12 protein-coding genes are annotated in these 12,350 nt (G+C 63.6%); 5 read left to right on the top strand and 7 right to left on the bottom strand.

Annotated features, from left to right (window positions below; all coding sequences use genetic code 11):
- Positions 1-82: 82 nt before the first annotated feature.
- A complete protein-coding gene (gene ilvD / locus ACF8MI_RS13785; RefSeq protein ID WP_060544907.1) occupies positions 83-1,924 on the bottom strand; it encodes a dihydroxy-acid dehydratase in 1,842 nt (613 codons plus the stop codon).
- Between the two features lie 477 nt (positions 1,925-2,401).
- Between ilvD and ACF8MI_RS13780 the strand changes: the two genes are divergently transcribed.
- On the top strand, positions 2,402-3,058 hold the full coding sequence (locus ACF8MI_RS13780) for a magnesium transporter (RefSeq protein WP_156866842.1): 657 nt from the start codon (positions 2,402-2,404) through the stop codon (positions 3,056-3,058).
- Positions 3,059-3,097: 39 nt separating this feature from the next.
- Here ACF8MI_RS13780 and ACF8MI_RS13775 read toward each other — a convergent pair whose 3' ends face one another.
- Complete coding sequence (locus ACF8MI_RS13775) at positions 3,098-4,294, bottom strand: class I SAM-dependent rRNA methyltransferase (RefSeq protein WP_060498080.1); 1,197 nt, start codon at positions 4,292-4,294, stop codon at positions 3,098-3,100.
- 178 nt (positions 4,295-4,472) lie between these two features.
- Between ACF8MI_RS13775 and ACF8MI_RS13770 the strand changes: the two genes are divergently transcribed.
- A complete protein-coding gene (locus tag ACF8MI_RS13770) occupies positions 4,473-5,291 on the top strand; it encodes an HDOD domain-containing protein (protein WP_177337088.1) in 819 nt (272 codons plus the stop codon).
- 3 nt (positions 5,292-5,294) lie between these two features.
- On the top strand, positions 5,295-6,107 hold the full coding sequence (mutM, locus tag ACF8MI_RS13765) for a bifunctional DNA-formamidopyrimidine glycosylase/DNA-(apurinic or apyrimidinic site) lyase (protein WP_025340985.1): 813 nt from the start codon (positions 5,295-5,297) through the stop codon (positions 6,105-6,107).
- A gap of 31 nt (positions 6,108-6,138) precedes the next feature.
- Here the strand turns inward: mutM and ACF8MI_RS13760 are convergent, their stop codons facing one another.
- The 5 genes from ACF8MI_RS13760 to ACF8MI_RS13740 all read right to left on the bottom strand — a co-directional run bounded on the left by ACF8MI_RS13760 (position 6,139) and on the right by ACF8MI_RS13740 (position 10,636).
- Positions 6,139-6,390, bottom strand: a complete 252-nt coding sequence (locus tag ACF8MI_RS13760) for a YfhL family 4Fe-4S dicluster ferredoxin (RefSeq protein ID WP_016489663.1) — start codon at positions 6,388-6,390, stop codon at positions 6,139-6,141.
- 108 nt (positions 6,391-6,498) lie between these two features.
- Positions 6,499-6,978 (bottom strand): pantetheine-phosphate adenylyltransferase, encoded by a 480-nt coding sequence (gene coaD / locus ACF8MI_RS13755; RefSeq protein WP_014861498.1) that lies wholly within the window; start codon positions 6,976-6,978, stop codon positions 6,499-6,501.
- Positions 6,979-7,090: 112 nt separating this feature from the next.
- Entirely contained in the window at positions 7,091-8,689 is a 1,599-nt protein-coding gene (locus ACF8MI_RS13750; RefSeq protein WP_200928879.1) for a GMC family oxidoreductase, read from the bottom strand.
- 20 nt (positions 8,690-8,709) lie between these two features.
- A complete protein-coding gene (locus ACF8MI_RS13745; protein WP_060498077.1) occupies positions 8,710-9,195 on the bottom strand; it encodes a hypothetical protein in 486 nt (161 codons plus the stop codon).
- 10 nt (positions 9,196-9,205) lie between these two features.
- On the bottom strand, positions 9,206-10,636 hold the full coding sequence (locus tag ACF8MI_RS13740; protein WP_060498076.1) for a coniferyl aldehyde dehydrogenase: 1,431 nt from the start codon (positions 10,634-10,636) through the stop codon (positions 9,206-9,208).
- A gap of 151 nt (positions 10,637-10,787) precedes the next feature.
- On the opposite strand from ACF8MI_RS13740, the gene ACF8MI_RS13735 reads away from it, so the two are divergent.
- Positions 10,788-11,453 (top strand): TetR/AcrR family transcriptional regulator, encoded by a 666-nt coding sequence (locus ACF8MI_RS13735; protein ID WP_060498075.1) that lies wholly within the window; start codon positions 10,788-10,790, stop codon positions 11,451-11,453.
- Positions 11,454-11,488: 35 nt separating this feature from the next.
- A complete protein-coding gene (locus tag ACF8MI_RS13730; protein ID WP_060498074.1) occupies positions 11,489-12,343 on the top strand; it encodes a sulfurtransferase in 855 nt (284 codons plus the stop codon).
- Positions 12,344-12,350 lie beyond the last annotated feature (7 nt).

Raw genomic sequence — 12,350 nt, 5'->3', positions numbered from 1 at the left:
TAAGGCTGCTTTTAGGCAGTATGGGAGCGGAAAAGCAAAAAAACCGGCGCACGGGGCGCCGGTTGGTGTTTTCAGACGCTTCTTACAGGCCTTCCAACATAGCCTTGTTGCGCACGGCACCCTTGTCGGCACTGGTCGCCAGCAGGGCATAGGCCTTCAGCGCAGTGGTCACCTTGCGTGGGCGTACTTCGGCAGGCTTCCAGCCCTTCTTGTCCTGTTCGACGCGGCGTTCGGCCAGCTCTTCGTCGCTGACCAGCAGGTTGATCGAACGGTTAGGGATGTCGATCAGCACCTTGTCGCCGTCACGCACCAGGCCGATGGCGCCACCCGCAGCAGCTTCTGGCGAGGCGTGGCCGATCGACAGGCCCGAAGTGCCACCCGAGAAGCGGCCGTCGGTGAGCAGGGCGCAAGCCTTGCCCAGGCCTTTGGACTTCAGGTACGAGGTCGGGTACAGCATTTCCTGCATGCCCGGGCCGCCTTTCGGGCCTTCGTAACGGATGATCACGATGTCGCCGGCCTTCACTTCGTCAGCGAGGATGCCGCGTACGGCGCTGTCCTGGCTTTCGAAGATTTTCGCGGTGCCTTCGAACACGTGGATCGACTCGTCGACACCCGCGGTTTTCACCACGCAACCGTCGAGGGCGATGTTGCCGTACAGCACGGCCAGGCCGCCTTCTTGCGAATAAGCGTGCTCGAAGCTGCGGATGCAGCCGTTTTCGCGGTCGTCATCCAGGGTTTCCCAACGGGTCGACTGGCTGAACGCGGTCTGGGTCGGGATCCCGGCAGGACCGGCCTTGAAGAAGGTGTGCACGGCTTCGTCATCGGTCTGGGTGATGTCCCATTTGGCGATGGCTTCTTCCATGCTGCGGCTGTGCACGGTCGGCAGGTCGGTGTGCAGCAGGCCGCCACGGGCCAGCGAACCGAGGATGCTGAAGATGCCGCCGGCGCGGTGCACGTCTTCCATGTGGTACTTCTGGATGTTCGGCGCCACTTTGCACAGCTGCGGCACTTTGCGCGACAGGCGGTCGATGTCGCGCAGGTCGAATGCCACCTCGCCTTCCTGGGCGGCGGCCAGCAGGTGCAGGATGGTGTTGGTCGAACCGCCCATGGCGATGTCGAGCATCATGGCGTTTTCGAACGCCTTGAAGTTGGCGATGCTGCGCGGCAGTACCGACTCATCGTTCTCGCCGTAGTAGCGCTTGCACAGCTCGACGATGGTGCGGCCGGCGGTGAGGAACAGCTGCTCGCGGTCGGCGTGGGTGGCCAGGGTCGAACCGTTGCCCGGCAGGGCCAGGCCCAGTGCTTCGGTCAGGCAGTTCATCGAGTTGGCGGTGAACATGCCGGAGCACGAACCGCAGGTCGGGCAGGCGCTGCGCTCGTATTCGGCGACTTTCTCGTCGGAGGCCGTGGAGTCGGCGGCGATGACCATGGCATCGACCAGGTCCAGGCCGTGGCTGGCCAGTTTGGTCTTGCCGGCTTCCATCGGGCCGCCGGAAACGAAGATCACCGGGATGTTCAGGCGCAGGGCGGCCATCAGCATGCCGGGCGTGATCTTGTCGCAGTTGGAAATGCACACGATGGCGTCGGCGCAGTGGGCGTTGACCATGTATTCCACGGCGTCGGCAATGATCTCGCGGCTTGGCAGCGAGTACAGCATGCCGTCGTGGCCCATGGCGATGCCGTCATCGACCGCGATGGTGTTGAATTCCTTGGCCACGCCACCGGCGCGTTCGATCTCGCGGGCAACCAGCTGGCCCAGGTCCTTCAGGTGCACGTGGCCCGGGACGAACTGGGTGAACGAGTTGGCGATGGCGATGATCGGTTTCTTGAAGTCTTCGTCCTTCATCCCGGTGGCGCGCCACAGGGCACGGGCGCCGGCCATGTTGCGGCCTTGGGTGGAAGTCTTGGAACGATAATCAGGCATGAAACACTCCTGGCGGCTTAATCAGGTCACAAAAAGGGGAGTGAGCTTCTCTTGTCCTTTGCGCCGCAGGCCGGTTGCCACTGGCACGGATGAGGCCGAAGACCGCGCGGGATCGCCGCGTGCTTGGCCAGAGCTCATAAACCCGCCGGGGATGACTGGCGATGAATAGGCCGATTCTACACCGCTGGCGCGGCGAGGGAATGAAGATGTGTGCAGGCGGTGATTTTGGCCTAACGGCCGGCGTTTGTAGGACGCTTCCTAAACATGACCCAAGGGGCTGACCTGGCCACCATGAATAACTATTATCCGGCCGCCGCATGTGCGGCTTCACGAGATACCCCTCAATGGACCTTCCCAGTTACCGGTTCCATACGAACCTGCTATCTGGCACTGAGCGCGCCGTCGCCAGGGCTGTCGAAGGCTTGAGTCTTAAAGGCTGAGGTCTGTGGGCGCCTGGTTGGGCGCCTGGACAACTTCATGCACTATCAAAACGACAAGAATACCCGGCAGCCTGTGAGCCAAGAGGCCTTGGACGCGATGCGTCGTGAGGCGACCGAGGACTTCCACAAGGGCGCCTCGATCACCAATCACGTTGGCAACCTGCGGGATGCGACCTTGGGGCTGCTCTACCGCAAGCGCGTGCTATGGCTGGTGTTGCTGGTATTTGGCAATCTGTTTTCTGGGGCGGGTATCGCCGCTTTCGAGGAAACCATCGCAGCACACATCGCCTTGGTATTCTTCCTGCCATTGCTGGTGGACAGCGGCGGAAACGCTGGCGCCCAGTCTGCAACGCTGATGGTACGAGGCCTGGCGACGGGCGAAGTGGCCATGCGTGACTGGTGGCGCATGCTGGGCCGGGAGTTCGGGGTTGCCTTGGCTCTAGGCTGCACCATGGCTGTTGCCGTGGCGTCCTTGGGGGTATTGCGCGGCGGGCTGCAAATTGCCCTGATCGTAGCCAGCAGCATGGTGATCATCGTGCTGGTCGGAAGCCTGATCGGCATGAGCCTGCCATTTCTGCTGAGTCGCTTCAGGCTCGACCCAGCGACAGCCAGCGGGCCACTGATCACATCGATTGCCGATGCCGCGGGGGTGCTGGTGTACTTCGGGATTGCAACGCACGTTCTGGACATTTGAAGCGTGCCGGGGGGCGTAAGGCCCCCCGGTCGATCGCAATCAGCTGTTAGGCAGCAACCGGCAGGTGATGCTCTTGATGTAGCGGGTCTCGGCAATGGCCGGGTGCACCGGGTGGTCCGGGCCTTGGCCGCCGCGCTCGAGCAGCTGCATGTTGCGGTCCAGGTGACGGGCGCTGGTCAACAGGATGTTGTGCAGGTCGTCCTCGGGCAGGTGCATCGAGCACGAGGCGCTGACCAGGATGCCGTCCTTGCTCAGCATGCGCATGGCCTGTTCGTTGAGGCGGCGGTAGGCCGCTTCACCGTTTTTCAGGTCTTTCTTGCGCTTGATGAAGGCGGGTGGGTCGGCAATGATCACGTCGAAGCGCTCTTCGGCGGCCTTCAGTTCGCGCAGGGCCTCGAACACGTCGCCTTCGATGCAGGTCAGTTTCTCGCTGATGCCGTTGAGTGCCGCGTTGCGCTCCACGCCATCCAGGGCAAAGCCCGAAGCATCCACACAGAACACTTCGCTGGCGCCGAAGGCACCCGCTTGCACGCCCCAGCCACCGATGTAGCTGAACAGGTCGAGTACACGCTTGCCTTTTACATAGGGGGCCAGGCGTGCACGGTTCATGCGGTGGTCGTAGAACCAGCCGGTCTTCTGGCCTTCACGCACCGGGGCTTCGAACTTGACGCCGTTCTCTTCCAGCGGCACCCAGTCCGGTACTTCGCCGTAGACGGTTTCGACATAGCGCTGCAAGCCTTCGGCATCACGCGCGGCGGAGTCGTTCTTGAACAGGATGCCGCTTGGCTTGAGCACCTGAACCAGGGCGGCGATCACGTCGTCCTTGTGCGCCTCCATGGTGGCCGAGGCCAGCTGCACCACGAGGATGTCGAAGAAGCGGTCGACTACCAGGCCCGGCAGCAGGTCGGAGTCGCCATAGACCAGGCGGTAGCACGGCTGGTCGAACAGACGCTCGCGCAGCGACAGGGCGACGTTCAGGCGGTGAACCAGCAGCGACTTGTCCAGCGGCAGCTTGATGTCGCGCGACAGCAAGCGGGCGCAGATCAGGTTGTTCGGGCTGAGTGCAACAATCCCCAGAGGCTTGCCATTGGCTGCCTCGAGAACAGCCTGCTGACCGGCCTGGAAGCCTTGCAGCGGGGTCGCGCTGACGTCGACTTCGTTGCTGTAGACCCACAGGTGGCCGGCGCGCAGACGGCGGTCGGCATTGGCTTTGAGGCGAAGGCTGGGCAGGGACATGACGTCGCTCCGGGAAAAAAGAGCGGGAGTATAACCTGTTGGCCCGCACTTCTGTTCGAGGCGCGACAAAGCGCTTGCGCACTCAACTGGGTTAGAATCCCCCGTCCTAAACGAGTGTGCACGTATGTCCCAAGAACTCAGCGCCGAACAGATCCAGCAAGCCTTGCAAGGCATCACCATCCCGCCGCAACCGCAGATCATGGTTGACCTGCAGTTCGAGCAGTACATGCCTGACCCGGACCTGGAAACCATCGCCAAGCTGATTTCCCAGGACCCGGGCCTCTCCGGCGCCTTGCTCAAACTGGTCAACTCGCCGCACTTCGGCCTGTCCAACAAGATCGGCTCGATCCAGCGCGCGGTGAACCTGCTGGGCAGCCGTTCGATCATCAACCTGATCAACGCCCAGTCGATCAAGGGCGAGATGAGCGACGAGACCATCGTTACCCTCAACCGCTTCTGGGATACCGCGCAGGACGTGGCGAACACTTGCCTGACCCTGGCCAAGCGCACCGGTATCCAGGCAGCGGACGAGGCGTACACACTGGGCCTGTTCCATGACTGCGGCGTGCCGTTGATGCTCAAGCGCTTCCCCAACTACATGGAGGTGCTGGAGGAGGCCTACGCCAAGGCCGGCGAAGATACGCGCGTGGTCGATACTGAAAACCATACGTTCAACACCAACCATTCTGTGGTCGGCTATTTCACTGCCAAGTCCTGGCGCCTACCCGAGCACCTGAGCGCGGCCATCGCCAACCACCATAACGCCCTGGCCGTGTTCCGCGACGAGAGTTCGCGCAATACCCAGAGCCAGCTGAAAAACCTGCTGGCGGTGTTGAAGATGGCCGAGCACATTTGCGCGTCCTACCGGGTGCTGGGCAACCAGGCGGTGGACCATGAGTGGAATGTGGTGGGCCCGTTGGTGCTCGATTACATTGGGTTGTCGGAATACGATTTCGAAAACCTCAAGCAGAACATTCGCGAGCTGGGCGGGCACTGACACATGCCGGAATTGCCAGAAGTAGAAACCACCCGGCGCGGTATTGCGCCGCACCTGGAAGGCCAACGCGTCAGCCGTGTGGTGGTACGCGACCGGCGCCTGCGCTGGCCCATCCCGGAAGACCTGGATGTACGGCTGTCGGGGCAGCGCATTGTCAGCGTTGAGCGGCGTGCCAAGTACCTGTTGATCAATGCTGAAGTCGGCACGTTGATAAGCCACCTTGGCATGTCTGGCAACCTGCGGCTGGTCGAGCTGGGTTTACCGGCGGCCAAGCATGAACATGTCGATATCGAGCTGGAATCGGGGCTGATGCTGCGCTACACCGACCCGCGCCGCTTTGGTGCCATGCTGTGGAGCCTGGACCCGCTGAAACACGAACTGCTGCTACGCCTTGGGCCAGAGCCGTTGACCGACCTGTTTGACGGCGAGCGCTTGTTCCAGCTGTCGCGCGGGCGGTCGATGGCGGTCAAGCCCTTCATCATGGATAACGCAGTGGTGGTGGGGGTGGGCAACATCTACGCCACCGAGGCACTGTTTGCCGCAGGCATCGACCCACGCCGGGAGGCGGGCGGGATTTCCCGGGCGCGTTACCTGAAGCTGGCGATCGAGATCAAGCGGGTGCTGGCGGCGGCGATCGAGCAAGGGGGCACCACCCTGCGCGATTTTATCGGGGGCGATGGGCAGCCGGGGTACTTCCAGCAGGAATTGTTCGTCTATGGTCGCGGCGGGCAGCCGTGCAAGGTGTGTGGCACGGAGTTGCGCGAGGTGAAGCTGGGGCAGCGGGCGAGCGTGTACTGCCCGCGTTGCCAGCGCTGAGGCAAGGGCGGAGGCCCTTGCCTGGTGATGGTCAGTCCTTGCCAGTAATGCGGCGGTACTTGGCCATCAGCTGCTCTTCGGTTTCCGGGTGGGCTTCATCCAGCGGGATGCAGTCGACCGGGCAGACCTGCTGGCACTGCGGCTCGTCGTAGTGGCCCACGCACTGCGTGCACAGGTTAGGGTCGATCACGTAGATCTCTTCGCCTTGGGAGATGGCCTCGTTCGGGCACTCGGGTTCGCAGACGTCGCAGTTGATGCAATCGTCGGTGATGATCAGGGACATGGGGACTCCGGCCGGGGCTCACCGCCCGGGCATGTTCAACGCAATGGGCACAATTGTGCCGCATTCGCGCCCGCAGTGCACGCGGGCGCGACAATCAGGCGATCAGGCTTACTTCTTGAAGCGTTCGGTCAGCGCCTCGGCCACCACCGGATGGACGAATTTGCTGATATCCCCACCCAGTGCGGCAATTTCCCGGACCAACGTCGAGGAAATGAACGAATAACGTTCCGAAGGCGTGAGGAACAGGCTCTCGACATCGGGGGCCAGCTGCCGGTTCATGTTGGCCAGCTGGAACTCGTACTCAAAGTCGGACACGGCACGCAGGCCACGCAGGAAGACGTTGGCGCCCTGTTCCTTGGCGAAATGCGCCAACAGGGAAGAGAAGCCGATGACTTCGACATTGGGCAGGTGCTTGGTGACCTCACGGGCGAGCTCCACCCGTTGTTCCAGCGGGAACAGGGGGTTTTTCTTCGGGCTGGCCGCCACTGCGATGATCACATGGTCGAACAGCCGCGAAGCGCGCTCGACCAAGTCGCCATGGCCTTTGGTAATGGGGTCGAAAGTACCCGGGTACAACACTCGGTTCATCGCGTCATCCTGGCTGGAGTGCGTTGGGGAGTCGGATGGTAGCGCAGCGACGGCGCCCCGGCCAAGTCATGCGGCCGGCTGATGGCACTATAGACAGGGGGCGTATTCGTTGTCATGCGTTGCGTGCCAGGCGGGCGACCAGTGCTTCGGTGAGCCTGGCGCTGATGGCAAACACCGAAAGTTGCGGGTTGGCGCCGATGCTGGTGGGGAACAGCGAACCGTCGTGGACGGACAGGTTTTCCAGCTGGTGGTGACGGCCCAGGCTGTCACACACCGCTTGACGCGGGTCTTCGCCCAGCGCACAGCCCCCCATCACATGGGCACTGCCCAGGCGTGTGCGGAAGGGTTCCAGGCGCAACGTGTCGATCATGGCCAAGGCCTGTTCCAGGCTGGACGTGGCGCTGGCATCGCTGTGCACGGGGGTGACCTGGGTAGCGCCGGCGGCAAACTGGATCTGCGCCATGCTGCGGTAGGCACGACGCAAACCGTCGCGCAGGTAGTCGGTGACCGGGTAATCGAGCACCGGTGAGCCATCGCCACGCAGCTCCACGGCACCGCCCTGGCTCTCGGGGTGGAAGCCATCGCGCAGCAGCGCCAACATCACATGGGTGTGCGGCAACTCGGCCATACGCTGGGCGTTTTCTTGTCCGTGACCACCCAGCAGGGTGCTGGCCAAGGCCGGGTGCAACGGCGGCACTTCCAGTTTGTAGCCGACCGGGCCATCCGTGCCGCCTTGCCACTGGAAGTGGTCGCTGTAGATGGACTGCGGGGCGCCATAGAAGGGGTCGATACGGTCCTTGAAGCGCGCAGCGCTGAAGTTCACCAGGTGCAGGAAGGTGCGCTTGCCCAGGCGACCATGGGGGTCCGGTGCGTCGGAACGCAGCAGCAGGGCCGGGCTGTTGATCCCGCCGCCAGCGAGCAGGTAATGGCGCGCGCGGACGCTGACCTGCCTGCCGGTGGGGTGTATGCCTCGGGCATCCAGGGCCTGGCATGTGAGGCTCTGGATGCGCTCGCCGTTGTGGGTGAAGCGCTCGGCCCGGGCCAGGTACAGCAGTGCGCCGCCATGGTCGAGGGTGGCGGGAATACGGGTTACCAACATCGATTGCTTGGCATTCACCGGGCAGCCCATGCCGCAGTACCCCAGGTTCCAGCAGCCGCGCACGTTGCGCGGGATCACCGCCCAGCGGTAACCCAGTTGTTCGCAGCCCCGGCGCAGCACGTCGTTGTTGGCATTGGGCGGCATGGCCCAGGGTGTAATGCCCAGCTCTTGTTCCACGCGTTCGAACCAGGGGCGCAGGTCACCTTCACCCAGGCCGCTCACGTTGTGGGCCGAGGCCCAGTGCGCCAGCGTCTGCGGCGGGGTACGAAAGCTTGATGTCCAGTTCACCAGCGTGGTGCCGCCTACGGCACGGCCCTGGAGAATGGTGATGGCGCCATCCTTGCTCATGCGCCCCAGGCCCTCCTGGTACAGGCTGGCGTAGGCTTCGCTCTCCAGCAGGTGGAAGTCGCTGCTGGTCTTGAGCGGGCCTTCTTCGATCAACAGCACCTTGAAACCGGCGGCGCTGAGCATTTGTGCGCTGGTGGCACCGCCGGCACCGCTGCCAATCACGGCAATATCGGCTTCCAGCAAAAGGTCGTGCTCCAGGCGTGACGCGTCATGGGTGATCCAGCCGCGTTCGAGGCCTTGGCGAAACGGGTCGGCTACAGGCATTGGCGATGCTCTTGTTGTTTTCAGATTTTCGGTGGGCCCGGGTAACCGCAGGCGGCCCAGGACTCGGGGCGTTCGTACCAGGCCATTTGCAGCAACTGCAGCAATGACGCGTGACCCATGCGCAGCAGGTTCAGTGAGCTGTCCTGCCAACGTTGCAGGAAGGCTGTGACTTGGGTGGGGCTGGCCTGTTCCCAGGCGCCCCAGACGCCGGTCAGCGGGCCACGGGTAAGCGGCAGGCTGAGCACGTCGAACAGTTGCCGGGTGAGCTTGAGCATTTCCGGCGACAAGGCCGCCAGCTTGTGGTCGAGGCTGTGCAGTACCCACGTCTCGGCGGCCTGCGTGCCGGCCAGCACCACCGGGATCAGCGCACGCAGCAGTGGCAGGTCGTCGTCGCGCAGTAGTTGGAAACCCTGTGCGCTGGTTTGCGCGGTGCAGCCGACCAGGCCGGTTGCACTCAGAAAGATGCTGGCGCCAAGGCTGAAACGCAGCAGATCACGACGGTGCATAGGCTGCCCCTTAGCGGATGAACAGCTTGTAGACCAGGCGCTGCAAGGCTTTGCCATAAGGCGGGTAGATCAGCCGCGCGGCGTTGAAACGTTGCTTGACCAGCACGGCTTTGGCCTTGCTGAAGGTCAGGAAACCGTCGTGGCCATGGTAGTGGCCCATGCCCGAGGGGCCGATGCCGCCGAAGGGCAGGTCGTCCTGGGCCACATGCAGCAGGGTGTCGTTCAGGCACACGCCGCCGGAGTGGGTGTGGCGCAGCACGCGTTCCTGCCCGGCCCGGTCATACCCGAAGTAGTAAAGCGCCAGCGGGCGCGGGCGTTGGTTGATGTAGGCCAGCGCCTGGTCGAGGCTGTCGTAGGGCACCAGCGGCAGCAGCGGGCCGAAGATTTCGTCCTGCATCACCTGCATGTCGTCACTCACCTCCAGCAGCAGGTGTGGTGGCAGGCGTCGGCCTTGGCGGGGCTCGCCAGGGTACAGGTCGAGCACTTGCGCACCTTTTGCGCGGGCATCCTCCAGCAGGTGCTGCAAGCGCTGCAGCTGGCGCGGGTTGATGATGGCGGTGTAGTCAGGGTTGTCGGCGACGCGCGGGTACAGGCGCTGAACGGCGCGCTGGTAGGCGTCGCTGAAGGCCGCCAGGCGATCACGTGGCACCAGCACATAGTCGGGGGCGACGCAGGTCTGGCCGGCGTTGAGGGTTTTGCCAAAGGCGATGCGCTCGGCGGCGGTGTCCAGGGGCACGTCGGCCGACACGATGGCGGGCGACTTGCCGCCCAGTTCCAGGGTGACCGGCGTCAGGTTCTGCGCCGCAGCCAGCATCACCTGGCGGCCCACGCTGGTGGCGCCGGTGAACAGCAGGTGGTCGAAGGGCAGGCGGGCGAAGGCCTGGCCCACCTCGACCTCGCCGAGTACCACGCTGACCAGGTCGCAGGGGAATACCCGTTCCAGGACTTGCTTCAAAGCCTGGCCACTGGCGGGTGTGGCTTCGCTGAGCTTGAGCATGACCCGGTTACCGGCAGCCAGTGCGCACGTCAGCGGGCCGATGGCGAGGAACAGCGGGTAGTTCCACGGCACGATGATGCCGACCACCCCCAGCGGTTGGTATCGCACCTGCGCGCTGGCTGGCTGGAAGGCCAGGCCAACGCGTCGCCGGCTGGCGCGCATCCAGCGTTGCAGGTGTTTTTCGGCGTGGCGCAGGCCCTGTATCGAGGGCAGCAACTCGGCCAACAAAGTCTCGTCGGCGCTACGCCCGGAAAAGTCCTCGCTGATGGCCTCGATCAACCCAGCCTGGTGGGCCTGCAAGGCTTCGCGCAGGCTTTTCAGCCATTGCAGCCGCTGGGCAGCCGGTGGCAGGGGGTTGCCGGCAAAGGCCTGGCGCTGGGCAGCGAACATCGCCGCAAGGTCGAGGTCGGATTGCACAGGGGGCAAGGCACTGGGCGAGTTCATGGCGGTGTCGAGTCCGGGCAGGGAATCTCTAGAGCCTATACTCTAATTTGCACGATGGTGCGAATTTTTCCACACATTCGAACGGTGCATTCCACCTGCAATACGCCGTAAGATGGCCCTTTGAAGTAGGCCCGCAGACTGGGAGCTGAGCATGGCCCCGCGCATGAAGACCCGAGAGCGCATCGTGCAGAACAGCCTGGAGCTGTTCAACCAGCAGGGCGAACGCAGCGTCAGTACCAACCACATTGCCGCGCACATGGAAATCTCGCCCGGCAACCTGTATTACCACTTCCCCAACAAGCAGGCGATCATCGCCCTGTTGTTCAGCCAGTATGAAGAGTTGGTGGACAGCTTCCTGCGCCCGCCACAAGGCCGCACGGCCACCGTGGAGGACAAACGCTTCTACCTCAAGGCCTTGCTGGCTGCCATGTGGAACTACCGCTTCCTGCACCGCGACCTGGAGCACCTGCTGGACAGCGATGCCGAACTGGCCGCCCGTTATCGGCGTTTTTCCGAGCGCTGCCTGCGCCAGGGCCAGGCGATCTACCGTGGCTTTGTCGAGGCGGGCATTCTGGCCATGGCGCCGGCACAGATCGAATCGCTGACCATCAATGCCTGGATCGTGCTGACATCGTGGGTGCGCTTTCTCAGTACCACACGTGAACATTCCGCGCATTTGGGTGAAGAAGCGTTCAAGCGCGGCGTCTATCAGGTGCTGGTGCTGGAGCTCGGCTACGTGACCGACAACGCCCGCGCTGCCGTGGACGCCTTGTGCCAGGAATTCCATGTACCGTTCAACCAGGCCCTGGAGCTTTAGCCCAGGGCCCAAGTGCCATTGATCAGGAGATTGTCATGCCCCTTGCGCAATTGATCACCCCGCAGCAGTTGGCCGAGCGCCTGGACGCGCCCAAGCTGGTGATTCTCGACTGCCGCTTTGCCCTTGAGGATGTGGACTATGGCCAACGCAGTTATGCCCAGGGGCATATCGCCGGGGCGCATTTTGCCGACCTTGACCGCGACCTCAGTGGGCCGGTGAGCAAGGGGCGCACCGGGCGCCACCCATTGCCCGATGCGCAGCGGCTGGTCGCGCGCCTGCGTGAGTGGGGCCTGGACAACGACAGTGAGGTGGTGTTGTACGACGACGGCCCCGGTGCCTTTGCCGCCCGTGCCTGGTGGCTGTTGGTCTGGCTGGGCAAGCGCAGCGGTGTGGCGATTCTCGACGGTGGCCTGAAGGCCTGGCATGCCGCGCACCTGCCGCTGAGCCTGGACCCACCGCCCAAACGCGAGGGCAACTTCAAGGGTGAGCCGGACGCCAGGCTGCTGATCGATGCCGACCACCTGGGCAAGCGCCTGGGTAGCAGTGACCTGACCTTGATCGATGCGCGTGCCTTGCCGCGTTTTCGCGGTGAAGTGGAGCCGATCGATCCGGTGGCGGGGCATATTCCCGGGGCCCAGTGCGCAGCGTTTACCGACAACATGGGGGCTGATGGGCGCTTTTTGCCGGCGGACCAGCTCAAGCAGCGCTTTGCCGAAAAGCTAGCCGGGCGCGCGCCGGAGCAGCTCGTGTCTTACTGTGGGTCTGGGGTGACGGCTTGCCACAACCTGTTTGCGCTGGCGCTGGCGGGGTACCCGTTGGGCAAGCTGTATGCCGGGTCCTGGAGCGAGTGGATCAATGACCCGGAGCATGGCGTAGCCACAGGCGAGTAATCGGTAA

The sequence above is a fragment of the Pseudomonas sp. yb_9 genome (assembly GCF_043103635.1).
Taxonomy (GTDB): domain Bacteria; phylum Pseudomonadota; class Gammaproteobacteria; order Pseudomonadales; family Pseudomonadaceae; genus Aquipseudomonas; species Aquipseudomonas monteilii.
Note: the sequence above shows the minus strand (reverse complement) of the source record. Positions and strands in the feature narration are given on the sequence as shown.

Coding starts and splice junctions, on each gene's coding strand:
- ilvD (WP_060544907.1), bottom strand. CDS start 1,924: ATGCCTGATTATCGTTCCAAGACTTCCACCCAAGGCCGCAACATGGCC.
- ACF8MI_RS13780 (WP_156866842.1), top strand. CDS start 2,402: ATGCACTATCAAAACGACAAGAATACCCGGCAGCCTGTGAGCCAAGAG.
- ACF8MI_RS13775 (WP_060498080.1), bottom strand. CDS start 4,294: ATGTCCCTGCCCAGCCTTCGCCTCAAAGCCAATGCCGACCGCCGTCTG.
- mutM (WP_025340985.1), top strand. CDS start 5,295: ATGCCGGAATTGCCAGAAGTAGAAACCACCCGGCGCGGTATTGCGCCG.
- ACF8MI_RS13760 (WP_016489663.1), bottom strand. CDS start 6,390: ATGTCCCTGATCATCACCGACGATTGCATCAACTGCGACGTCTGCGAA.
- coaD (WP_014861498.1), bottom strand. CDS start 6,978: ATGAACCGAGTGTTGTACCCGGGTACTTTCGACCCCATTACCAAAGGC.
- ACF8MI_RS13750 (WP_200928879.1), bottom strand. CDS start 8,689: ATGCCTGTAGCCGACCCGTTTCGCCAAGGCCTCGAACGCGGCTGGATC.
- ACF8MI_RS13745 (WP_060498077.1), bottom strand. CDS start 9,195: ATGCACCGTCGTGATCTGCTGCGTTTCAGCCTTGGCGCCAGCATCTTT.
- ACF8MI_RS13740 (WP_060498076.1), bottom strand. CDS start 10,636: ATGAACTCGCCCAGTGCCTTGCCCCCTGTGCAATCCGACCTCGACCTT.
- ACF8MI_RS13735 (WP_060498075.1), top strand. CDS start 10,788: ATGGCCCCGCGCATGAAGACCCGAGAGCGCATCGTGCAGAACAGCCTG.
- ACF8MI_RS13730 (WP_060498074.1), top strand. CDS start 11,489: ATGCCCCTTGCGCAATTGATCACCCCGCAGCAGTTGGCCGAGCGCCTG.